Annotated in this window: 19 protein-coding genes and 1 tRNA gene; 13 read left to right on the top strand and 7 right to left on the bottom strand. The window is 65.9% G+C overall.

The window, feature by feature from the left end:
* Nucleotides 1-42 precede the first annotated feature (42 nt).
* A tRNA-Arg gene (locus F0311_RS13990) sits at nt 43-115 on the bottom strand.
* A 39-nt stretch (nt 116-154) separates the two neighbouring features.
* Nucleotides 155-580 carry a globin gene (locus tag F0311_RS13985; protein ID WP_191089948.1) on the bottom strand — a complete coding sequence of 142 codons (426 nt, stop codon included), beginning with the start codon at nt 578-580 and terminating at the stop codon, nt 155-157.
* Nucleotides 581-835: 255 nt separating this feature from the next.
* On the opposite strand from F0311_RS13985, the gene F0311_RS13980 reads away from it, so the two are divergent.
* The 5 genes from F0311_RS13980 (at nt 836) to pgsA (ending at nt 5,455) form a co-directional block, all read left to right on the top strand.
* The gene (locus F0311_RS13980; protein WP_150462541.1) at nt 836-1,333 is read left to right on the top strand and encodes a ribose-5-phosphate isomerase; all 498 of its coding nucleotides are present in this window, start codon (nt 836-838) and stop codon (nt 1,331-1,333) included.
* Entirely contained in the window at nt 1,334-2,236 is a 903-nt protein-coding gene (locus F0311_RS13975) for an Fpg/Nei family DNA glycosylase (protein WP_150462540.1), read from the top strand.
* Nucleotides 2,237-2,308: 72 nt separating this feature from the next.
* Nucleotides 2,309-4,306 (top strand): threonine--tRNA ligase, encoded by a 1,998-nt coding sequence (gene thrS / locus F0311_RS13970; protein ID WP_150462539.1) that lies wholly within the window; start codon nt 2,309-2,311, stop codon nt 4,304-4,306.
* A complete protein-coding gene (locus F0311_RS13965) occupies nt 4,303-4,854 on the top strand; it encodes an HIT family protein (protein ID WP_150462538.1) in 552 nt (183 codons plus the stop codon). The genes thrS and F0311_RS13965 overlap by 4 nt, the downstream gene beginning before the upstream one ends.
* Nucleotides 4,847-5,455: a phosphatidylinositol phosphate synthase gene (gene pgsA / locus F0311_RS13960; protein WP_150462537.1), complete on the top strand. Its 609-nt coding sequence runs from the start codon at nt 4,847-4,849 to the stop codon at nt 5,453-5,455. Before F0311_RS13965 ends, pgsA begins: the two co-directional genes overlap by 8 nt.
* On the opposite strand, the gene F0311_RS13955 is transcribed toward pgsA, so the two are convergent.
* Together F0311_RS13955 and F0311_RS13950 are read right to left on the bottom strand one after the other, a co-directional pair.
* Nucleotides 5,443-7,062, bottom strand: a complete 1,620-nt coding sequence (locus tag F0311_RS13955; RefSeq protein WP_150462536.1) for an HNH endonuclease signature motif containing protein — start codon at nt 7,060-7,062, stop codon at nt 5,443-5,445. The genes pgsA and F0311_RS13955 overlap by 13 nt on opposite strands.
* Nucleotides 7,063-7,172: 110 nt before the next feature.
* Entirely contained in the window at nt 7,173-9,200 is a 2,028-nt protein-coding gene (locus F0311_RS13950; protein ID WP_150462535.1) for a M3 family metallopeptidase, read from the bottom strand.
* 102 nt (nt 9,201-9,302) lie between these two features.
* Between F0311_RS13950 and F0311_RS13945 the strand changes: the two genes are divergently transcribed.
* The 8 genes from F0311_RS13945 to F0311_RS13910 all read left to right on the top strand — a co-directional run bounded on the left by F0311_RS13945 (nt 9,303) and on the right by F0311_RS13910 (nt 18,427).
* The gene (locus F0311_RS13945; protein WP_150462534.1) at nt 9,303-10,064 is read left to right on the top strand and encodes a YebC/PmpR family DNA-binding transcriptional regulator; all 762 of its coding nucleotides are present in this window, start codon (nt 9,303-9,305) and stop codon (nt 10,062-10,064) included.
* A 12-nt stretch (nt 10,065-10,076) separates the two neighbouring features.
* Nucleotides 10,077-10,739, top strand: coding sequence for a crossover junction endodeoxyribonuclease RuvC (gene ruvC / locus F0311_RS13940; RefSeq protein ID WP_223881361.1), 663 nt, complete (start codon nt 10,077-10,079; stop codon nt 10,737-10,739).
* Nucleotides 10,740-10,795: 56 nt separating this feature from the next.
* Nucleotides 10,796-11,428, top strand: coding sequence for a Holliday junction branch migration protein RuvA (ruvA, locus tag F0311_RS13935; RefSeq protein WP_150462533.1), 633 nt, complete (start codon nt 10,796-10,798; stop codon nt 11,426-11,428).
* A 17-nt stretch (nt 11,429-11,445) separates the two neighbouring features.
* Nucleotides 11,446-12,483 carry a Holliday junction branch migration DNA helicase RuvB gene (gene ruvB, locus F0311_RS13930; protein WP_150462642.1) on the top strand — a complete coding sequence of 346 codons (1,038 nt, stop codon included), beginning with the start codon at nt 11,446-11,448 and terminating at the stop codon, nt 12,481-12,483.
* Between the two features lie 27 nt (nt 12,484-12,510).
* Nucleotides 12,511-12,918 carry a preprotein translocase subunit YajC gene (locus F0311_RS13925; protein ID WP_150462532.1) on the top strand — a complete coding sequence of 136 codons (408 nt, stop codon included), beginning with the start codon at nt 12,511-12,513 and terminating at the stop codon, nt 12,916-12,918.
* Nucleotides 12,919-12,929: 11 nt separating this feature from the next.
* On the top strand, nt 12,930-14,864 hold the full coding sequence (secD, locus tag F0311_RS13920; RefSeq protein ID WP_150462531.1) for a protein translocase subunit SecD: 1,935 nt from the start codon (nt 12,930-12,932) through the stop codon (nt 14,862-14,864).
* Complete coding sequence (secF, locus tag F0311_RS13915; protein WP_150462530.1) at nt 14,864-16,033, top strand: protein translocase subunit SecF; 1,170 nt, start codon at nt 14,864-14,866, stop codon at nt 16,031-16,033. The genes secD and secF overlap by 1 nt, the downstream gene beginning before the upstream one ends.
* A 102-nt stretch (nt 16,034-16,135) precedes the next feature.
* A complete protein-coding gene (locus F0311_RS13910) occupies nt 16,136-18,427 on the top strand; it encodes a RelA/SpoT family protein (protein ID WP_223881378.1) in 2,292 nt (763 codons plus the stop codon).
* Here F0311_RS13910 and F0311_RS13905 read toward each other — a convergent pair.
* From F0311_RS13905 to alaS, 3 genes are read right to left on the bottom strand one after another with little or no spacing between them, the layout of a single operon-like run.
* A complete protein-coding gene (locus tag F0311_RS13905; RefSeq protein WP_150462528.1) occupies nt 18,391-19,158 on the bottom strand; it encodes a hypothetical protein in 768 nt (255 codons plus the stop codon). The two genes, F0311_RS13910 and F0311_RS13905, sit on opposite strands and share 37 nt — an antisense overlap.
* 47 nt (nt 19,159-19,205) lie before the next feature.
* Nucleotides 19,206-19,682: a Holliday junction resolvase RuvX gene (ruvX, locus tag F0311_RS13900; protein ID WP_150462527.1), complete on the bottom strand. Its 477-nt coding sequence runs from the start codon at nt 19,680-19,682 to the stop codon at nt 19,206-19,208.
* A 2-nt stretch (nt 19,683-19,684) separates the two neighbouring features.
* A complete protein-coding gene (gene alaS / locus F0311_RS13895) occupies nt 19,685-22,378 on the bottom strand; it encodes an alanine--tRNA ligase (protein WP_150462526.1) in 2,694 nt (897 codons plus the stop codon).
* Nucleotides 22,379-22,388 lie beyond the last annotated feature (10 nt).

Below are 22,388 nucleotides of genomic sequence, written 5' to 3'. Positions count from 1 at the left end.
TGCTGCGAGCGGGACCTGTGCCCGCCGCCGGGACCAATGCCGTGCCCGAGGAGGGATTCGAACCCCCGACCGGCGGATTAGAAGGCCGCTGCTCTATCCCCTGAGCTACTCGGGCATGGGCCTTGACAAGGCCCAGCAGTACATCCTACCCGGCTCAGCTGTTGACCATGGAGTGGGCGGCACGCTCCAGGTAGTCCCAGAGCTCGGCCTCATACATGGGAGCCAGCTCCGCTGCCTCCACCGCCTTGCGCATATAGCGCAGCCAGGTGTCCCGGGCCGCGGCGTCGACCCGGAAGGGCAGGTGGCGCATCCGCAGCCGGGGGTGGCCGCGCTCGGTCTGGTAGCGGCGCGGACCGCCCCAGTACTGCTCCAGGAACATCAGCAGCCGGCGCTTGGCCGGCTCCAGGTCCTCCTCCGGGTACATCGCCTGGAAGTCCTCGTCGGCGGCCACCTGCTCGTAGAACACGTCCACAATCTTCTGGAAGGTCTCACGCCCGCCCACCTGGGCGTAGAAGCTGTTCGGGTCCACCGCCTCTGGATTCTCATCCTGTGGCACCGGCCGGCCATCCGGCCCCGGCATGAACCCCAGGTCAGCAGGCCGCGGCGGGCCGGGCTGGTGAGGCACCGCGGGCCCATCCGGGGCACCGGGGCGACCACTGACCGCCGAGGGCGGCTTGCCGGCAGGCTTCACCGTGGCGATCGGGGCACCCAGCCGGCGGGAAAACTCCGGCAGCTTGGGCCTCCCAGCTGAGTTGGTGGCGTCGTGATCTGTCATAGTGCCTTCAGCATAGGATGGACCCAGCTTGTTCCTGAAGTTCAAACCGATGAGGTGTCTATGCGCGTGCACATCGCCACCGACCACGCCGGGATGGAGCTCTCCGCCCACCTGGTCTCCCATCTGAGCGCCGCCGGCTATGAGGTCACTGACCACGGTCCCACCGTCTACGATGCGCAGGACGACTACCCCGGATTCTGCCTGAGGGCGGCAGAGGCGGTGGCCGCAGACTGGGCAGACAACGACGCCGCCTGGGAACCCGGCACCGCCCCCTCCCTGGGCATCGTGCTCGGCGGCTCCGGCAACGGTGAGCAGATCGCGGCCAACAAGGTCAGCGGCATCCGGGCCGCCCTGGCCTGGAACCTGGAGACCGCCCGGCTGGCCCGCGAGCACAACAATGCCAATGTGGTGGGCCTCGGCGGCAGGCAGCACAGCATCGAGACGGCCACCGAGATCGTGGAGGCCTTCCTCACCGCCGATTGGTCCGGGGAGGAGCGCCACACCCGGCGGCTCGGGAAGATCGCTCACTACGAGAGCACCGGCGAGATTCTTCACTGAATGCCCGAAGGCCACACACTCCACCGCCTGGCCGCCCAGGTCAACCGGCTTTTCGCCGGCCGGCACTGGCGGGTCAGCTCCCCGCAGGGACGGTTCAGCGCCGGGGCCGCCCGGCTGACCGAACGGGTGCCCGAACGCGCCGAAGCCTGGGGCAAGCAGCTGTTCGTGCACCTCGGGGGTGATATCTGGCAGGTGCACCTGGGCCTCTACGGGGCGTTCAGCTTCCGCGGGGACGAGAGCTTCACCGGGGCCGCATCCCTGGGCGCCCCGCGCAGCCGGGCTGAGCAGTACACGCCCCGGTACGACGACGCCGGGTGGATCATCCCCGCCCCGCCGGCCGGCTCAGTGCGGGCGCGCGTCCAGGTGCCCAACGGCTGGGCGGACCTGCGCGGCCCGGCCAAGTGTCAGGTGCTCAACCCGATGCAGTACCAGGCGGTCATCGTCAGGCTCGGCCCCGACCCCCTGCGACAGCCGGAGGGCGCGACCGACCAGCAGCTGCTGGAGCAGTTCCGCGGCAACCTCGACCGCCGCCGGATCAGCATCGGCGCAGCCCTGATGGACCAGGCGGTGATTGCCGGGGTGGGCAATATCTACCGGGCCGAGTCGCTGTTCGTGGAGCAGCTGGATCCCGATATCCCCGTGCAGCAGCTCGACGCCGCCCAGGTCGCCTCCCTCTGGGAGACGCTCACCGGGCAGCTGCGCACCGGGGTGGCCGAGGGCATCATCCGTACCCTGCGGCCGGAGGATCCGCTGCTGGGCGCCCGCGGATCCGACCGGAATCCGCGGAGGCACTGGGTCTACCAGCATCAGGGCACCCCCTGCCTGCGCTGCGGGGAGAGCATCCGAATGCGTGAGCTGCAGGGGCGGCGGCTCTACTGGTGCCCCGGCTGCCAGCGGCGGTAGCGGCGGCGTTGTGCTGACTCCAGTAGACTCAGCTGGTCAGTATTACCACCGATCCAGGAGATTCCGAGAGAAGTGTCCGAGCAGATCAGCATCACCCTCAACGGCGCACCAACCACCCTTGAGGCGGGCACCACAGGCACCACCCTGTTCGAGGACTCCGCCACCACGGTAGTGATGCGGGTCAACGGCGAACTCTGGGATCTTTCCCGCCAGCTGCCCGAGGGTGCCCAGGTGCAGCCGGTGGACATCACCGAGCCCGAGGGGCTCAACGTGCTGCGCCACTCCACCGCCCATGTGATGGCCCAGGCCGTCCAGCAGCTGTTCCCGGAGTCCAAGCTGGGCATCGGGCCCTATATCACTGACGGCTTCTACTTCGACTTTGATGTGCAGAATCCGTTCACCCCCGATGATCTGAAGAAGATCGAGAAGACGATGCAGAAGATCGTCAACCAGGCCCAGACTTTCGAGCGCGAGGCGGTGGACCTGGAGGAGGCTAAGCGGCAGATGGCCGATGAGCCCTACAAGCTTCAGCTGCTGGCCGGCTCCGATGATGCCGAAGGCGCCTCGGTGGAGGTCGGCGGAGCAGAGATCACCATCTATCACAATGTGGACCGCAAGGGGGAGCGGGTCTGGGCCGACCTCTGCCGCGGACCCCACCTGCCGCACACCAAACTGATCGCCAATGCGTTTGCGGTGATGCGGGCGGCCGGCGCCTACTGGCGGGGCAAGGAGACCAATCCGCAGCTGCAGCGGATCTACGGCACCGCCTGGCCCACCAAAGAGGACCTCAAGGCCTATAAGGACCGGCTGGCCGAGGCGGAGCGCCGCGACCACCGCAAACTCGGCCGCGAGCTGGACCTGTTCAGCTTTCCTGAGGAGATCGGCTCCGGGCTCTCCGTATGGCACCCCAAGGGCGGGCTGGTGCGCGGCATCATGGAGCAGCACGCCCGGGCCCGCCACCTGGAATCCGGCTATACCTACGTCTACACCCCACATATCTCCAAGGCTGATCTGTTCGAGACTTCCGGGCATCTGGCCAACTACAAGGAGGATATGTGGCCGGCCATCTCCATGGATGAGGAGCGCGACGAGGCTGGCAATATCACCAAACAGGGCCAGGACTACTATCTGAAACCCATGAACTGCCCCATGCACATCCTCATCTACAAGGAGCGCGGGCGCAGTTACCGGGATCTGCCGCTGCGGCTGGCGGAGAATGGCACCGTCTACCGCAACGAGCGCTCGGGTGCCCTACACGGGCTGACCCGGGTGCGCGGTTTCACCCAGGACGATTCGCATCTGTTCGTCCGAGCGGATCAGTTGGAGGATGAGGTTGCCAAGGTGGTGGAGTTTGTGGTCTCCCTGCTGCGTGACTTCGGCTTGGAGTCCTTCGAGCTGGAGCTCTCGATGCGCGATGAGGAGAAGTCCAAATGGGTGGGCTCTGACCAGTACTGGGAATCCGCTACCCAGGCACTGCGCAATGTGGCGCTGCGCTCTGGACTCAAACTGACCGAGATCCCCGGCGAGGCGGCGTTCTACGGGCCCAAGATCGACCTGAAGATCACTGATGCGATTGGTCGGAAATGGCAGCTCTCCACCGTGCAGGTGGACCCCAACCTGCCCGAGCGCTTCGAGCTGGAGTACACCGCTGCTGACGGGTCCAGGCAGCGGCCCATTATGATCCACCGTGCGCTCTTCGGCTCCATCGAGAGGTTCTTCGCCATCCTGCTGGAGCACTACGCCGGGGCATTCCCGGCCTGGCTGGCCCCGGTCCAGGTGCGCGGGGTTCCGGTGGCTGAGCCGTTCAATGACTACCTCGGCGAGGTCATCCAGAAGCTGCAGGCCCGCGGAGTCCGTGCTGAGCTGGATGACAGCACCGAGCGCTTCCCCAAGAAGATCCGCACCGCCTCTAAGGACAAGATCCCGTTCGTGCTCATTGCTGGAGGGGACGACGCCGAGGCAGAGGCGGTCAGCTTCCGGTTCCGTGACGGCAGCCAGGACAACCAGATCCCGGTCGATGAGGCTGTGCAGCGGATCCTGAAGGCGATCGAGAGCCGCGAGAACCAATGAACGAGCCATCCTGGGAGACCGATGACTTTGTGCTTCCCGGGGTGCCTGACGCCTTCCAGCGGCTGTGGACCCCGCACCGCGAGGCCTATCAGTCCAAGGGCCAGGACCAGGTCACCGGCCAGCACGACTGTCCCTTCTGCGCGGCCCCGGAGCGAAGCGACGAGGACTCCCTCATCGTGGCTCGGGGACAGACCTGCTACGTGCTGCTCAACCTCTATCCTTACAACCCCGGGCATCTGCTGGTCTGCCCCTACCGGCACGTACCAGACCTCACGGATCTCACAGAGGAGGAATCAGCGGAGTTCACTGCGCTGAGCCAGCAGTCCATGCGCGCCTTACGGGAAGAGTCCAATCCGGCGGGGTTCAACCTAGGCATCAACCAGGGCAAAGTCGGCGGGGCCGGGATCGCCGCACATCTGCACCAGCATGTGATCCCACGCTGGAGCGGGGACACCAACTTCCTGCCGATAGTGGCCCGCACCCAGGCACTGTCTGTGACCCTGGGAGAGATCCGGCGGCTGGTAGCGGAGGCATGGCGCGATGCTTAAGCATGCCCGCGCTTTCTTCTCCGCCATCTTCACCCCGATCGCCAGGTTTCTGCTGCGCATCGGGCTCACTCCCAATGCAGTGACCGTCATCGGCACTGCCGGGGTGAGCCTGGGGGCACTGATCTTCTACCCCCTCGGTGAGCTGTTCTGGGGCACAGTGGTCATCACCCTGTTCGTGTTCAGCGATCTCATCGACGGACTGATGGCTCGCCTGGGTGAGAAGACCAGCGTGATCGGCGGGTTCCTGGACTCAGTCTCCGACCGGGTGCAGGACAGTGCGGTGTTCCTGGGCCTGATGTTCTGGTTCTTCGGCGCCGGGGAGAACTACTGGATCGGAGTCGCCGCCGCGGTGTGCATGATTCTCGGCCTGCTGGTCTCCTATATCCGTGCCCGGGCCGAGTCCGAGGGCTACGACGCCAACACCGGCATCGCTGAGCGTCCCGAGCGGATGGTCTTAGCACTGGTGTTCACCGGGTTCGTGGGCCTGGGACTGCCTGAGCTGGTGCTGCTGGTGGTGCTGACCCTGCTCGCCACGGCGTCTTTGGTCACCGTCATCCAGCGCATCATCACGGTGGTCCGTCAGGCCAGTCAGGCAGCCTGAACGAAGTCCGCGCGAAGCGGCGGTGCGTGAACCTCGTAGCCCCAGGATTTCAGGCGGTGGTGTCTGCGGCAGAGCAGTTGGAGGTTCTCTGCCTGAGTTTCTCCATCCGGCCACGGGGTCATGTGGTCGGCATCGCAGTGCTCAGCGGGCACACTGCACCCATAGGCGGTGCAGGTGCGGTCACGGAACCACAGCGCGACTCGGAGCCGCTCGGGCGGATATCGGCCCTCGGAGTGGATAGCCAGCAGATTCTTGCCGGTGGGAAGTGCTCCGAGGTCGTCCTGGGTGTGCGGCGGTCGGTGGATGAGTTGGTACCAGTCGAGCTGGTCGGTTTGAGCGATGAGCCAGTCTCTGATGTTGCGGGCAGGGATCGGTATCTTGCCGTCCCGGGTGAATCCGGGCTGGTCTGATGCACCGGTGAGGGTGGCTTCGTCGACGAGGATGCCGATCTGGGCTGCAGTCTGGAGTTCCTCGGGTGTTTGGGCGGCCAGCAGCCAGGCGCAGAGAGCGTCTGCGGCACGCTGGTCCATGGACCGGGGGTCACCGTCTTCACGTGCGGTGGGCAGCTCGTGGAATCTCCTGGGCGGCTCGATCGCTGAGGGCAGTTCATCCGCATCGTCATTGGGACTGTGGTCAAGGAGGTGCAGAGCCGGGGCTCGGAGCTGCTCGCCGTCTTGGGTGCCGCCGATGCTGAACCCGGCGGTGACGTCGGGGTGGTTCAGCTCTGCAGGGACTTGCTCGATGGGGACCTGTTCCGGGTCCCCGGTGGCCCAGGCGAGATGCAGGTCGTTCCGCTGATGCTGAAGCTCGGTGGTGGACTCGGCGATCAGCGGGTTGTGCGGCACATGCTCGGTAGCGGACCGGGCGGTGGCATCGAGTTGGCGTTTGATCAAGTGAGCGGTCACCGTCGGCAGCAGTGCGCTGAGCAGGCTCATGCCGTCGTCGACGTCGGTGACTCTTACGCTGCGGCTACGGGCTGCTGCGGCGAAGCGTTCGGCAGCCTGGATGGGTTCTGCGATGTGCTCGAAGCGTCTCAGCCAGTCCTTGACCTGACCCAACCGGTGGGTTTCTGCATATTCCGGGGCTTGTTCGTCGAGCTTTTCTACAGCTTCGGGGGTTCTCAGCTTCTGGAGGGTGGTGGTGATCCTGTGCAGCCGCAGCTGGCAGATCCGCCCGGTGGCGAAGGCCTGCCAGACCCGGGGCAGCTGGGACTTCGCCCGCTGAGCGGCGTTGATCTGCTGGGCTACTACATATTCGGAGCGCCCCACTGCTTGGGCGATGTGCATCTCTGCGGCACGCGCTGCTTCCCCCGCCCGGTGCTGAGCTGTGTGCTTCAGCCAGTGGATCTCATGCGAACCGGCCTCCCGTTTGAGTGCGGAATCCAGTTCCTGCCGGCTGGCTTCATCAGCCTCCCGCACGTACTGGTCGCGCAGGTGAAGCATCCAGATGAACTGGGCGGCCTGGGCGATGCGGAGATCCCGCTCCATCTGCCATCCAGGAAGAGCCCGGGGAGCCATCAGCGGCTGGGCAGGGGACTGAGGCACCACAGCGGGATCAGCGGCGGTGCCATACCCCTCGCTGTGCGCCTGCCGTGGTTCCTTACCCATGATTCGAGTATATATTCGAGTGAGAGCTAAGTCAACACATTATCGGATATTTGTTCCATTTTGATGTGTCTTTCAACCCGCCAGAGTGCCGATCTCGTCCTCAAGCTCCGTCAGCCCAGGCCGAGGCTGCGCAGCAGGTGCGCCGGGTCGGGGTCGGTGCCCAGGGCCACGCGGAAGGACTCCAGTGGATCGCGGGTATTGCCGCGGGCCAGCAGCTCAGCACGGAAATGGGCGCCCCGGGAAGCCAGGGCGACGTCGTCCCCTAGCACCTCACGGAACCACTCACTGGAGTGTGCGGCCAGCACCTCGGCCCACAGATAGGAGTAGTACCCGGCGGCATAGCCGGCGCTGGCGAAGATGTGCTTGAAGAACCCGCCGTGATACCGCGGGGGCACCAGCGGCAGGTCCAGGCCCCAGTCAGCCAGCACCTGGGCCTCAAAGCCTGCCGGATCCTCCGCTGCGGTTTCCGCCTGCTGCGGCGACAGGGTATGCCACGCCAGGTCAATCACCACCGCAGCCACATGCTCAGCGGTGGATGAGCCCTTGCCCCAGAGCGCATCATCGTCAGGCACCGCGCCCGGGGGAGTGGGATTGTGGTAGAGCTCCTGGAACACCTCATTGACCTGAGAGGGGAACTCCACATTGTCCCGCGGCACCGCGGTGCCGGAGAGCTGCGGAAACTCCGCGTCGGCCAGCAGAGCGTGCAGGGCATGACCGAACTCGTGGAAAAGGGTCTTCTGCTCGCCCTTGGTCAGCACCGGCTCCTGACCCTCGGCCGGAGGGGCCACATTGAGGTTATTGGTCACCACGGCCTTGGACCCGGCCAGCGAGGACGGCACGGAGAATCCGTTCATCCACGCGCCACCGGACTTGGTGGGTCGGGTGTAGAGATCCAGCAGGAACAGTCCCAGCCCGGTGCCGGGCTCACCGGCTGCGCCGTCGAAGACCTCGAAGCTGCGCGCGCCGGGCACATAGCTGGGCAGGTCCTGGCGCTCCATCACGGTGATGCCATAGGTGCGGTGGGCGGCGTCGAAGACTCGCCGCAGGCCCTCCTCCACGGTGATCTCTGCACCGGCTGCGCCGGCGGGCAGGGTCTTGCGGACCTGCTCAATCCCAAAGGTGAGATCACAGGGCTCAGGGACGAAGCCCAGATGCTCGGTGACTTTCTCCGTCTCGGCCCGTGCTCGTTCTGCAGCACCGGAGGCCAGTTTGCGCAGCATGGACTCCACCGCCTCCCGGCTGGGGGCGGTGCGCAGCGGCAGTACCGACTCCAGGAAGTTCTCATAGCCCAGCAGCCGGGCCTTCCGGGCACGCAGCACCGCAATCTGAGCCCCGATCGCCCGGGTGGTGCGGCCCTGCTCGTCTTTCAGGCTGCTGCGGGTCACCGAGGCGGTGTGCAGCCGCCACCGGGTCTCCCGATTCTCCAGCGAACCCAGCAGGGGCTGCTGGACCGGCATGGTCAGGCTGAGCAGATATCCACTGCTGTGCCCGGCAGCCTCAGCAGCCGCCTTTGCTGAGGCGATGCGCGAATCGCTGAGCCCGGCCAGCTCCTCGGCGGTCTCCACCAGCAGTGCGGCCTCGCCGGCTTCGCGAACCTGCAGCCGGGAATAGGCGGTCTCCAGCTCGGCCAGGCGCTGGTTGAGCTCCTTGAGCTCGGCCTGCCCGGAGCTGTCCAACCCGGCGCCAGCCACTGTGGCTTTGAGGATCTGTTGCTCCAGGAACCACTGCTGTTCATCAGTGGCCGCCACCTCACCGGCAGCGATCCGCTCGCGCAGCTGCCGGAACCGGGCAAAGAGCCCCGGGTGCAGGGTGATCCAGTCAGTATGGGCGGCCATCTCCGGGGCCGCCTCAGCGCGTACCTGCTGACGAGCCTCGGTGCCGTCGGCGGCAGCCACCACCCCGAAAGCGCGGATCAGCCGGTCCAACTCCGTTCCGGAAAGGGCGAAAGCGTGCAGCACATTCTCCACCGTGGCCGGGTCGGTGTCCGCACCGATCGACTCCACCCGCTGACGCTGGGCTGCCAAGGCTGCCCGCCGTGCTGGTGACCAGGCGGCATCGTCATCCACCGTGGTCATATCCGGGTAGTTGTAGTCGAGGGTGAGAGTCCAGGGGGTGTCCACGACGGGCGAATCTGCCACAGGAAGTCCTTTCGAGCGAGTAACCTGGAACCAGACTACCGAACCGTTGTCTGAGGCAACCAAATCGCCGCGCAGGCGGCATCGACAGAGCCGAGGAGAAGCATGGCCGGTCACTCAAAATGGGCCAACACCAAGCACCGCAAAGCCGCAGTGGATGCCAAGCGAGCCAAGATCAACGCCCGCTACATCAAGCAGATCGAGGTGGCCGCCCGCAACGGCGGTGCGGACATCGACGGCAACCCTGCCCTGGCACTGGCCGTACAGAAGGGCAAGAAGGAATCGGTGCCCAACGACAATATCGACCGGGCGATCAAGCGCGGGGCCGGACTCACCGGGGACACCGTGGAGTACGAGGAGATCACCTACGAGGTGCGCGGCCCGGCCGGCTCCGCCCTGCTGGTGGAGTGCCTGACCGATAACCGCAACCGGGCTGCCGCTGAGGTGCGCACCGCGGTCACCCGCGCCGGTGGCACTGTGGCCGACCCCGGCTCGGTGGCCTATATGTTCCAGCGCAAAGGTGTGGTCACCGTAGCCAAGACCGACGGCGTCACCGAGGACGATGTGCTCGCCGCGGTGCTGGAGGCTGGAGTGGAGGACCTGCTGGAGCAGGACACCAATTTTGAGGTCCAGTCTGAGCCAGCTGACCTCCACGAGGTCACCAAAGGGCTGGATGAGGCCGGGATCAGCTACGACTCCGATGAAGTGGCCTTCGTTTCCGATATTAAGATCGATCTGGAGCTGGAGGACGCCAAGAAGTTCCTGCGCCTGCACGATGCCCTGGACGACCTGGACGATGTGCAGAACATCCACACCAATGCCGACCTCAGTGCGGAGACCCTTGCCGCGCTGGACGCCGAGAGCTAGGTCCAAGCTCCTGTGCAACGCATTGCCTCCACCGCAGGCACCTCCCGGGTCTCCCAGCGGATCATGGGTGTGGACCCCGGGCTGACCCGCTGTGGGTTCGCGGTGGTTCAGATGCAGCCCAACCGTACCGGCGCCTCCCTGCACGTGGAGGTCAAGGGCACCCGCAGCGATGAAGACTTAGCGGTGCGCATACTGGCCATCCAGCGCGCCGCCGAGAAGCTGCTGGATGAGTACGCACCAGACGTGCTGGCCATTGAGCGGGTCTTCTCCTCCTCCAATGCGCCCACCGCTATCGCCACCGCCCAGGCCTCCGGCGTGGTGATCGCCGCCGCCGCCGCCCGCGGAATCCCAGTGGCCTGGCACACTCCCTCGGAGGTCAAGGCCGCCGTCACCGATGACGGCCGGGCAGACAAGGACGCGGTGGCCCGGATGGTAGCGCGCATCCTGGGGCTGCCCGGTCTGCCCAAACCAGTGGATGCCACCGACGCCTACGCAGTGGCGATCTGCCACGGCTGGCGCTCCGGGGTGGGGGCCAAGTTCAGCATGACCGCAGGCACCCAGACCCATCAGGGGGCACGCACAGCACTGGAGAAGGCGACCGCCCAGCGCAGCAGCGGGATGACGGCTGCCCAGCAGGCCTGGCTGGCGGCAGAACGGCGTGCCGCACGGGGCTGATCAGCTCATCAGGTACGCTGGTCGAAAATGTGTACTAATACGGGAAGGGAGAGGAGATGATCTCCAGCATCCGCGGTGAGGTGCTCCACCTGGGACTCGACCATGCGGTGGTGGAGGTCTCCGGGTTTGGGCTCACCGTCCAGGCCACCCAGCAGACCCTGGGTGCCCTGCGCACCGGTCAGCAGGCCTTCCTGCACACCAGCTTCGTACCGCGCCAGGACGAGGCTCCGCTGCTCTTCGGCTTCGCCGAGACCACCGAGCGGGAGATATTCACCACCCTGCTGGGCATCTCCGGCATCGGTCCGCGTCTGGCCCTGGCGGTGCTCAGCGTGCACACCCCGGATGAAGTCCGCCTCGCTGTGCGCGAGACGGACACCGCCGCCTTCACCAAGGTGCCCGGTATCGGCAAGAAGACCGCACAGCGGATCCTGTTGGAGCTGGCCGGAAAGCTGGTGATCGAAGCAGAGCCGGCAGCACAGCAGAGCACGACGCAGCCCACCTCAGCTGAGACCACTACAGCTGAGGTCCGTGCCGCGCTGACCTCTTTGGGCTGGACAGAGAAGGATGCGGGTAAAGCCGTAGACGAAGTCCTGTCCGCTGATCCTGAGCTCGGCGATGCCGATACTGCCACGGTGCTGCGCACGGTGCTGCGCAGCCTGGGCACGGCCAAAGCGGGGGCCGGCCGGTGAGCACCGACCCCCGGGAGATCGACGGCCGTGAGCTGGTCAACACCGCACCGGCAGCCGAGGAGAAAGCGCTGGAGGCCGCTCTGCGTCCCAAGGCGTTGGAGGATTTTGTGGGCCAGGCCAAGGTGCGCAGTCAGCTCTCCCTGGTGCTGCAGTCCTCCCGGATGCGCTCCGCCGCCGCCGACCACGTGCTGCTCTCCGGGCCGCCCGGACTGGGCAAGACCACCCTGTCAATGATCATCGCCGCGGAGATGAACGCTGCTCTGCGCATCACGTCCGGACCTGCGATCCAGCACGCCGGGGATCTGGCCGCCATCCTCTCCTCGCTCACCGAGGGGGAGGTGCTGTTCATCGACGAGATCCACCGGATGTCCCGTCCGGCCGAGGAGATGCTCTACATGGCCATGGAGGACTTCCGGGTGGACATCATCGTGGGGAAAGGTGCTGGAGCCACCTCCATCCCTTTGGAGCTGCCGCCCTTCACCTTGGTTGGGGCCACCACCCGGGCCGGACTGCTGCCCGGGCCGCTGCGTGACAGGTTCGGGTTCACCGGACATCTGGAGTTCTACAGTGCCCAGGAACTGCTGCAGGTGCTGCGCCGCTCCGCCGGCATGCTGGGGATGAAGGTCAGTGAAGCAGGCTTCGCTGAGATTGCCTCCAGATCTCGCGGCACCCCCCGGATCGCTAACCGGCTGCTGCGCCGGGTCCGCGACTGGGCCCTGGTGCACGGGATCAACCAGGTGGACAAGGAAGCAGCATCCCAGGCACTGGATACCTATGAGGTCGACTCTCTGGGTCTGGACCGACTGGACCGTGCCGTGCTGGAGGCCCTGTGCACCAAGTTCAAGGGAGGCCCGGTGGGACTCTCCACCCTGGCGATCCTGGTGGGAGAGGAGACCGAGACTGTGGAGACCGTCGCCGAGCCCTATCTAGTGCGTGAGGGCCTGCTGGCCCGCACTCCCCGCGGGAGGATCGCCACCGAGGCCGCCTGGCAGCACCTGGGTCTGACGCCTCCTCCGTCAGACCCTGAGACACCGGCCCTCTGGGATGAGCAGTAGCCGCCTCAACTGCTAGTATGGCCGGTTGTGATTGATTCCCTGACACTCCACCTGCACACCCTCACCCGGGCACCCCTCGCCGGGGGAGAAGGTGGCGAGGCAGCCGGCGACGGCTCCGCCATCTTCCTCATCCTCATGTTCGGCATCCTGCTGCTGTTCGTGGTGACCACCTGGCGGCGGTCCAAGAAGATGCGCGCGGACGCCCGGCAGGCCCACTCAAACGCCGTGGTCGGCGCCGAAGTAGTGGCCGGCGGGGGCATCGTGGGACGAGTGGTCAGCCGCGACGAGGAGAAGCAGCGGGTCACCCTGGAGTTCTCCGACGGGCATCGCGCAGACTTCCTGCTGCAGGCTGTGCACCAGGTCATCGAACCTGCCCCGGGGTCGCAGGAGCCCGGCAACGACCCCACTGCCGCTGACGGCAACGAGCCGAAATAGCCGCAGGCCTCATGGCTCCCCCCAAACCAGTGCGGAAGGCTCGCGCCGCACTCGTAGTCCTCTTCCTGCTGCTGCTGGGCATGGGCGGCGGTCTGGCCTACGGCGTCCAGCAGAGCCAGGCCCAGTGGGCGCCCCTGCTCGCCCTCGACCTTGAGGGCGGCACCCAGATGGTGCTCTCCCCCCAGGTTGAGTCTGGCGAACAGATCGACGACGACCAGCTCAACCAGGCTGTGGAGATCATCCGTCAGCGTGTGGACGGCACCGGCGTGGCTGAGGCCGAGATCGCCGTCCAGGGCGCGGAGAATGTAGTGGTCGGCATGCCGGGTGTTCCCGATGAGCAGACTCGCGAACTCATCCAGGCCAGCGCCGCCATGGAGTTCCGCCCAGTGTTGGAGGTGCGCCGCGACCCGGCGATCGCCCAGGAGGCCGAGCTGCGAGCCATCGCCGAGAACCCTGATCTCTCCGATGAGGACCGAGCCGCCATCGAGGAGCAGATCGAGGCCCTCTACGAGGACGAGGAGTACGAGGAGGGCGAGACCGCCCTGCCAGAGGACTTCCCTGAGCCGGAGGGCGAACCGGAGCACAACTCCGACCTCAACTGGATCACCCCTGAGCTGGCTGCTGACTTCCATAACTACGAATGCCGCCCCGATATCAGCATCGAGGACCGCCAGGCGCAGGACCCTGAGCAGCCCCTGATCACCTGCAACCCTGAGTCCGGCGAGGTCTACCTCCTGGGTCCGGTGGACGTGGACGGCGACTACATCGATGACGCCAGCTGGGGCACCGAGACCGGCCCCACCGGAAACCCCACCGGCAACTACGAGACGGTCATCCACTTCGACTCCACCGGCACCGAGCTGTTCCGCGAAGCCTCCACCCGGCTCTACAGCTACGAGCAGGGCAGCCCGCAGAACCGGTTCGCCATTGTGCTGGACGGTCACGTGATTGTTGCCCCCAATATGCTCAGCCCGATCACCGACGGCAATGCACGAGTCACCGGCGGCTATACCGATGACGAGGCCCGCAACCTCGCCGAGCAGCTGCGCTACGGCTCGCTGCCGATCTCCTTCCAGATCGAGTCTGAGCAGCAGATCTCCGCGACCCTGGGCGCAGACCAGCTGAGAATGGGTCTGCTGGCCGGCATCATCGGTCTGATCCTCACCGCCGGCTACGCGATCTACCAGTACCGGGCCCTGGCTCTGGCAGTGACCATCCCCTCCCTGGTGGTGGTCGCACTGATCACCTGGTGGGCCATCAGCCTGCTCGGCTGGTCCGACGGCTACCGACTCTCCCTGGCCGGCATCGCCGGTCTGATCCTCTCCATCGGCCTGACCGCCGACTCCTTCGTGGTGTACTTCGAACGGGTCAAGGACGAGCTGCGTGAAGGCCGGTCCCTGGCAGGCGCCGTGGAGTCCGGCTGGGCGCGGGCCCGGCGCACCATCCTGGCCTCCAAAGCGGTCAATGTGCTGGCCGCAGTGGTGCTCTATATGGTCGCGGTGGGCAATGTGCGCGGTTTCGCCTTCACCCTGGGCCTGACTGCTCTGATCGATGTGATCCTGGTTTTCCTCTTCACCCACCCGCTGATGCAGCTGTTGGCCCGCCGGAGGTTCTTCGCCTCCGGTAAGCGGTTCTCCGGCCTGTCCGCTAAGGAGCTCGGGGTGGACGTGCTCTACAAGGGCGCCGGGCGGTTCGCGCGAGCCAATGTGGTCTACGGCGCAAATACAGCCCAGAAGATCGACGAACTCGAGGTAGAACCGGACTCGGCGGCTACTCACCGGAAGGCAGAGCTGCCCGATATCCCCGAGGAGGAGTGGGCCCGTATGACCATCGCCGAACGGCGTAAAGCTCGGCAGCAAGCCGAGCGGGCAGAGACTGATGAGTCGATGCGCAACCCGAGCCTGGCGGCGTCGTCGTCTGAGACCACCGAGGAAGGTGAGCGCTGATGGCCGCAGGATTCGCCAAAGCAGGCAACCAGCTCTACACCGGCGAACGGGCCTACCCCTTCGTGCAGCGCTCCAACCTGTGGTTCTTGCTGGCCGCCGTGCTGGTGGCCGTCTCCATCGCCGTTCCCTTCCTGCGCGGCGGGTTCAACTTTGGCATTGAGTTCACCGGCGGCAGCGAGTTCACCATCTCGCAGACTCAGAACACCGACATCAGCATCGGTGAGGAAGCTGTTCAGGAGGTCTCCGGGCAGGAGGCCACCGTGACCAATATCGCCGAGGGCACTATTCGGGTGCAGACCGAGCAGCTGGATGATCAGGAGACCCTGGAAGTGGGACAGGCTCTGCAGGAGGGCTACGGGGTCGGCGCCGATCAGGTCTCCTCCACCTTCATCGGACCGGTCTGGGGCGAGCACATCACCCAACAGATGCTGATCGGCCTGGTGGTATTCCTGGTCCTGGTCACCCTCTACATGGCCTTCTACTTCCGCACCTGGAAGATGTCCGCGGCGGCGATCGCCGGGCTCGGGTTCGTGGTGGTGGTCACCCAGGGCATATACTCGGCCACTAACTTCGAGGTCACCCCGAGTGCGATCATCGGGTTCCTGACCATCCTCTCCTATGCGCTCTACGACACCATGGTGGTCTTCGACAAGATCCGGGAGAACCTTGCGCCGCTCCAGGAGCAGAAGGACCAGACCTTCACCGAAAGGGTGAACCTGGCCATCAACCAGACCCTGGTCCGCTCGGTGAACACCTCGGTGGTGGGCATTCTGCCAGTGGGATCCATCTTGTTCATCGGCGCTTTCCTGCTTGGCGCCGGCACCCTGCGCGATATCGCCCTGGCCCTGTTCACCGGCATCATCGTGGGAACCTTGGCGACGATCTTCGTCCAGGCCCCGCTCTACGCCCGGATACGCCGCGGGGATGCGGAAATCAGGGCCCACACCGAGGAGGTGCTGGCACTCCGGGCGGAACGGCTGGAGCAGGCCGGCATCGTGAGGATCACTGCATCGGGCACCCCGCTGGATGCCCAAGGCCAGCCGGTGGCCTTCCCGCCGCTGCCCGAGCCGGAGGAGGATGAGCTCCAGGAGCAGGACGTCGAGATCCTGGACTGGGACGCTGTGCTGGCCGGCGACACGCCGGAATCACCGGGCGAAGAACAGCGTTAGACTGTTCCCCATATTTTCAGCACCCCAGAACTAAGGAGCAGTACCGCGAGCGTGGAGAATCAGGGCGTAGAGGCCGCAGGGACTGCCGAGGCGGGGCAGGCCGTGGCTGAGCCGCGCCGCTGGCGAGCTGTGGGCACTTTGGCTGAGACCGCGGACTCTCCGCTGCTGGAGCCGCTGCTGCGGGCCATCCGCGCCAATGGAGCCGATGAGGACCTGCCCCTGATCCGCCGCGCCTTCGAGATTGCTGGCCACCACCACCAGCACCAGAAGCGCAAGTCTGGCGAGCCCTATATCACCCACCCGGTAGCGGTGGCCACCATTCTGGCCGAGCTTGGGCTCAACGGGTCCACGCTGGCCGCAGCCCTGCTGCACGACACGGTGGAGGACACTGACTACAGCCTGGAGGACCTCACTGCTGACTTCGGCGCTGAGATCTCTCTGCTGGTGGACGGGGTCACCAAGCTGGACAAACTGAAGTTCGGCGACGCCGCTCAGGCCGAGACGGTGCGCAAGATGGTATTGGCCATGGCCAAGGACATCCGGGTGCTGATGATCAAACTGGCCGACCGTCTGCACAATGCCCGGACCTGGCGCTACGTGCCCCCGGAGAAAAGCGCCAAGAAGGCCAAGGAGACCCTTGAGATCTTCTCCCCGCTGGCCCACCGGCTGGGCATGAACACCATCAAGTGGGAGCTTGAGGACCTCTCCTTCGCTGCGCTCTACCCCAAGGTCTATGAGGAGATCGTGCGTCTGGTGGGGGAGCGCACCCCGCAGCGGGAGAAGTTCCTCGCCGAGGTGCGCAGCACCATCGCTGATGATCTCAACGAATCCAATATCGGGGCCACCATCACCGGGCGGCCCAAGCACTACTACTCGATCTACCAGAAGATGATCGTCCGCGGCAAAGAGTTCGACGACATCCACGACCTGATGGGCATCCGGGTGCTGGTGGACTCGGTCCGCGACTGCTACGCCACCCTCGGTGCGCTCCACGCCCGCTGGAACCCGCTGCCCGGCCGGTTCAAGGACTATATCGCAATGCCCAAGTTCAATATGTACCAGTCCCTGCACACCACCGTGCTGGGCCCGGCGGGCAAACCGGTGGAGGTTCAGATCCGCACCCATGAGATGCACCGGCGGGCGGAGTACGGGGTGGCCGCGCACTGGAAGTACAAGCAGAATCAGCGGGCTGCTGCCGCCCAGCAGAACAACGACGACGCCGCCCCCGCCACCCGGGGAACCACCCAGCAGTCCCAGGCCACTGAGGACATCGGCTGGCTGCGCTCCCTGGTTGACTGGCAGTCTGAGACTAAAGACCCGGATGAGTTCCTGGAGTCGCTGCGCAACGAGATCAACACCCGAGAAGTATTCGTCTACACGCCTAAGGGAGAGGTGATCTCCCTTCCTGCCGGGGCCACCCCGGTGGACTTCGCCTATGCCATCCATACCGATGTGGGGCATAAGACCATCGGCGCCCGAGTCAATGGAAGGCTGGTGCCGCTGAGCTCCGAGCTCAACCACGGTGACTGGGTGGAGATCTTCACCTCCAAGGCAGAGGGCGCCGGACCCTCCAACGACTGGCTGATGTTCGTGAAGTCCGCCCGGGCGCGGAATAAGATTCGGCATTGGTTCTCCAAGGAGCGCCGCGAGGAGTCTATCGAGCGCGGCAAGGACATGCTCACCAAGGCCATCCGGAAATCCAATCTGCCGCTGCAGAAGGTGATGAACCCCGATGTGCTGCTCACCGTGGCCGAGCAGCTGCACTACACCGATATCTCCGGGCTCTACGCGGGGGTGGGTGAGGAGCATGTCTCCACCCAGAATGTGCTCGAACACCTCAACGCACTCTTCGACACCGAGGAGGAAGAGTCCGAGGAGCTGGATACCACCCCGATCACCTCTCCGGCCACCAAGCCCTCCGCGTACTCCGATGCTGGGGTGGTGATCAAGGGTGCCGGCAATGTGCTGGTCAAGCTGGCCCGCTGCTGCACCCCAGTGCCCCCGGATGAGATCGAAGGCTTCGTGACCCGTGGCCAGGGGGTCAGCGTGCACCGGGCGGACTGCCGAAACGTCCAGCAGCTGCGTGAGCAGCCCGGACGGCTGGTGGAGGTGGAATGGGCGCCCACCAAATCCTCGGTGTTCCTGGTGGAGATTCAGGTGGAGGCCCTGGACCGCAAGTCCCTGCTCTCCGATGTCACCCGCACTCTGGCTGAATCCCAGGTGAACATTCTCTCCGCCACCGTGCACACGTCCCGGGACAGGGTGGCGATCTCCAGGTTCAGCTTCGAGATGGGTGATCCGAGGTACCTCAACCATGTGCTGAACTCGGTGCGGCGCATCGACGGGGTCTATGACGTCTATCGCACAGTGGGCAAGCGACGCGAGGTGCACTGAGCCAGCAGCTCACCGATCCGCTGATGCCTCCTGGCGTCCCAGTTGGTCCGGGAGAGGATGCCCAGCACAGTATCCGCCAGCTCATCGGGCCCGGCCCCGGTGTGATGCATCAGTGCAGCGATGCGCTCCCAGCGCTGGCGCACCGTCTCGATGTCCGGCTCACCCAGGCTGAGGAGATCCTCATCGCGCCCGGCCAGCGGCTCCTGGGCTGCCGGCCAGTGCTGCAGCAGCGCCTCTGCTCGTCCCCGGGCAGGGATCCGGTCCAGGGCTCGGGGGAAGCGGGCCACACCGAACCCACAGAACAGATCGGCGGCAGTGCGCAGCGCGGTGGTGACGCGGACCGGTCCCACCGGCTGGCTGTCATCTGCCTGAAGGCGCATATGGTGCAGCCGCCATGCCCCGGTGAAGACCGAGCGCTGCGCGGCTGAGGTGGCGCTGTCCCTCACCTGAACACGATCCGGGGCGAAGCAGCCCGTGTGCACCCAGGCTGCGGTCTCCCCGCAGAGTGTGGCGGTTGTGCGCAGCCGCCGGCTGAGCAGTGCATAGGCGGCTGCGGCCCGGATTTCCGGCTGCTCCGGCAGGCCGGCTTCAGCGTAGACATCCTGCACCACGTGGCGCAGCAGGCCTTCGACCTGCATAGCCTGCAGCTCTGAGGCGGTGAACGGATACCCTTCCCGGTAGATTCTCTGCAATATCCATTGATGCTTCTTGGTGTCACATGATGGTCCCATGAGGTTATGGTCCACCGAGGGGAGACTCCCCGCAAGCACCTCACCGCTCAGCTGTGGATAACTTCTTTACCGGGCTCTGAACCCCTGGCGGTGCGCATCGCCAAGGCGTGGTTGAGAATTTCCACGGCTGCAGCCTGGTCGATGGCTGGCTTCTGCTGGCGGGCACTGAGGCCTGAGGCGCGCATCTTCTCCGAGGCGGAGACAGTGGAGAGCCGCTCGTCGATGAGCCGCACCTCGGTGCTCAGGTCAGCCTCGTTGAGCTGCTGAGCCAGCTGGCGGGCATAGTCCCGGGCCTTCTGCGTGGAAGAGGTGTCTGCTCCGGAGAGCGAGAGCGGCAAGCCGACGTAGATCACCTTCGCGGCACGATCCCGGGCGATCTTCACCAGCATCTTCAGATCCCCGCCCCGGTTAGTGTCCCGGCGCAAGGTCATCACTGGAGTGGCCACCAGAGCATCGGGGTCGGTGGCCGCCAGCCCTACTCGGGCCTCGCCGACGTCTACGGCCAGCCGGACTCCTGCGCGCATGCTCAGCGGTTCTGCACTGCGGCGGTGACCGCCTCGAGTGCCGCAGGAATCTTGCTGGCATCCTGACCGCCGCCCTGGGCAAGATCGGGCTTGCCGCCGCCGCCTCCGCCGAGCACACCGGTGGCGATCTTCACGAGATCCCCGGCCCTGAGGCCCTCCTGGCGGGCGGCCTCAGTGGCACCGATGACCACGACCGGACGGCCCTTGGCCTCCCCAGCCGCGGCCACCACGGCGGCCCGGGCGCCGAAGCGGCCACGCAGATCCAGCACCAGCTGACGCAGATCATCGCCTGCGGCTTCCCCGGCATGGTGAGTCAGCACTGAGACACCGCCGGCATCCACGGCATTGTCCAGCAGCTGCCCGGCTGCCGCCCGCAGCTGCTCAGCCCGGAGCCGCTCGAGCTCTCGTTCGGTCTCCTTGAGCTTGGCCAGGGTCGCTGAGATACGGTCTGGAACCTGGTCCGCAGGGACCTTGAGCATCTCGGTGAGCTGGTTGACCAGAGTCCGCTCAGCGGCGAAGTGCTTGAAGGCGTCCAGGCCCACCAGGGCCTCTACCCGACGATTGCCTGCGCCCACCGAGGCCTCAGACATCAGTGCCAGGGTGCCGATCTCCGCAGTGCTGGAAACATGGGTGCCGCCGCAGAGCTCCCGGGACCAGGGCCCATTGAGCTCCACCACGCGCACACTGTCGCCGTACTTCTCGCCGAAGAGCATCATGGCCCCCAGCGCCTTGGCCTCGTCCAAGGCCATAGTCTTAGTCTCCACGGCATGGTTGTCTCGGATGACCAGGTTGGAGATCTCCTCCAGCTCCTGACGGGCGGCGGGGGAGAGCGCGTCGTCGTGGGTGAAGTCGAAGCGCAGATATCCCTCTTTGTTGAAAGAGCCGGCCTGCACGGCCTCCGGGCCCAGCACATCGTGCAGGGCAGCGTGGATGATGTGCGTGGCCGAATGCGCCTTCTGGGCATCCAGCCGACGCTGGACGTCGATGGCGCCCAGAGCTTCAGCGCCCACCACCACCTCGCCGGAGATGACCTTGGCCTTGTGCACGGAGAGGCCCTTGACCGGGGACTGCACATCCTTGACCTGCAGAACATAGCCGTCGCCGGTGATCCGGCCGGTGTCGGCCGCCTGACCGCCGGCCTCGGCATAGAACGGGGTGGCGTCCAGGATGATCTCGATCTCCTCGCCGGCTCTCGCGCTGCTCCGGGACCGGCCTCCGGCGAGAATGCCGCGGATACGGGACTCGGTGGTGTGCTCGGTGAAGCCGGTGAAGTGCGTGGGGGACTCGCCCAGCAGCTGCCGGTAGATCTCTGTGTCCGCGTGGCCGGACTTCTTGGCCCGGGCATCGGCCTGGGCCCGCTGACGCTGCTGGGCCATCAGCGCCCGGAAGGTCTCATGGTCCACGCTGACCCCGGCCTCCTCGGCCATTTCCAGGGTGAGGTCGATCGGGAAGCCGTAGGTGTCGTGCAGGGCGAAAGCATCGTCCCCGGCCAGCGGGGCGCCGGAGCTCAGAGCAGCTTTGACCGCTCCCTCCAGCCGGGCGGTGCCGGCGCCGATGGTGCGCAGGAAGGCCTGCTCCTCCTTCACTGCGACGGACTGGATGGTTTCGAACCGTTCCTCGACCTCCGGGTAGACCCCCTTCATGGCGTCTTTGGACACCGTGATGAGATCTCCGAAGACCGGTTTCTCCACCCCGAGCAGCCGCATGCCCAGGATGACCCGGCGGATCAGCCGGCGCAGGATATAGCCCCCGCCCTCGTTGGAGGGGCGCACACCGTCTGCGATGAGCATCAGGGCAGACCTGGTGTGATCAGCGATCATCCGCAGCCGCACATCGGTGGTGTGGTGGGGATCGGCGGGATCCTCGGTGGACGTGTAGGTGACTCCGGCCAGCTGTGCGGCACGGTCGAGCACCGGGCGCACCTGGTCGGTCTCGTACATGTTCTCCACGCCCTGCAGGACCATCGCCAGACGCTCCAGGCCGAGCCCGGTGTCGATGTTCTTATTCTCCAGCGGGCCGGCGATCTCGAATTCGGACTTCGAGTGCACCGCGGAGAGCCGGTACTGCATGAAGACCAGGTTCCAGATCTCCACGTAGCGGTCCTCGTCAGCGGCCGGGCCGCCCTCCGCACCGTAGGCGGGACCGCGGTCGTAGTAGATCTCGGAGCAGGGGCCGCCGGGGCCGGGCTGCCCGGTGTTCCAGTAGTTGTCCTCGGGGCCGAAGCGCTGGATGCGCTCTTCAGGCACCCCAACGACGTCCTTCCAGATCTGGTAGGCCTCGTCGTCGTGCTCGTAGACGGTTACCCAGAGCCGCTGCGGGTCCAGACCGTAGCCGTGCAGGCCGGTCTCCGGATTGCCCTCCACAGGAGTGGTCAGCAGCTCCCAGGCCATCGGGATGGCGGTCTCCTTGAAGTAGTCGCCGAAGCTGAAGTTGCCGCACATCTGGAAGAACGTGCCGTGGCGGGCGGTCTTACCGACCTCCTCGATGTCCTCGGTGCGGATGCACTTCTGCACTGAGACCGCACGGGGGTACGGGGGAGTCTCCATACCGGTGAAGTAGGGGATGAAAGGCACCATGCCCGCGATGGTGAACAGCAGGGAGGGCTCAGGGGAGACCAACGAAGCTGAGGGCACCTTGGTGTGGCCCTTGGCCGTGAAGTAGTCATACCAGGTTTCCGTGATGTCCTGAGACTTCATCGTGGGTGTT

The sequence above is a fragment of the Nesterenkonia ebinurensis genome, from assembly GCF_008711175.1.
GTDB lineage: Bacteria > Actinomycetota > Actinomycetes > Actinomycetales > Micrococcaceae > Nesterenkonia > Nesterenkonia ebinurensis.
Note: the sequence above shows the minus strand (reverse complement) of the source record. Positions and strands in the feature narration are given on the sequence as shown.

Coding starts and splice junctions, on each gene's coding strand:
- ruvX (WP_150462527.1), bottom strand. CDS start 19,682: ATGCGCGCAGGAGTCCGGCTGGCCGTAGACGTCGGCGAGGCCCGAGTA.
- F0311_RS13945 (WP_150462534.1), top strand. CDS start 9,303: ATGGCCGGTCACTCAAAATGGGCCAACACCAAGCACCGCAAAGCCGCA.
- pgsA (WP_150462537.1), top strand. CDS start 4,847: ATGCTTAAGCATGCCCGCGCTTTCTTCTCCGCCATCTTCACCCCGATC.
- secD (WP_150462531.1), top strand. CDS start 12,930: ATGGCTCCCCCCAAACCAGTGCGGAAGGCTCGCGCCGCACTCGTAGTC.
- F0311_RS13905 (WP_150462528.1), bottom strand. CDS start 19,158: ATGGGACCATCATGTGACACCAAGAAGCATCAATGGATATTGCAGAGA.
- ruvA (WP_150462533.1), top strand. CDS start 10,796: ATGATCTCCAGCATCCGCGGTGAGGTGCTCCACCTGGGACTCGACCAT.
- F0311_RS13980 (WP_150462541.1), top strand. CDS start 836: ATGCGCGTGCACATCGCCACCGACCACGCCGGGATGGAGCTCTCCGCC.
- secF (WP_150462530.1), top strand. CDS start 14,864: ATGGCCGCAGGATTCGCCAAAGCAGGCAACCAGCTCTACACCGGCGAA.
- F0311_RS13965 (WP_150462538.1), top strand. CDS start 4,303: ATGAACGAGCCATCCTGGGAGACCGATGACTTTGTGCTTCCCGGGGTG.
- F0311_RS13955 (WP_150462536.1), bottom strand. CDS start 7,062: ATGGGTAAGGAACCACGGCAGGCGCACAGCGAGGGGTATGGCACCGCC.
- alaS (WP_150462526.1), bottom strand. CDS start 22,378: ATGAAGTCTCAGGACATCACGGAAACCTGGTATGACTACTTCACGGCC.
- F0311_RS13975 (WP_150462540.1), top strand. CDS start 1,334: ATGCCCGAAGGCCACACACTCCACCGCCTGGCCGCCCAGGTCAACCGG.
- F0311_RS13985 (WP_191089948.1), bottom strand. CDS start 580: ATGCCGGGGCCGGATGGCCGGCCGGTGCCACAGGATGAGAATCCAGAG.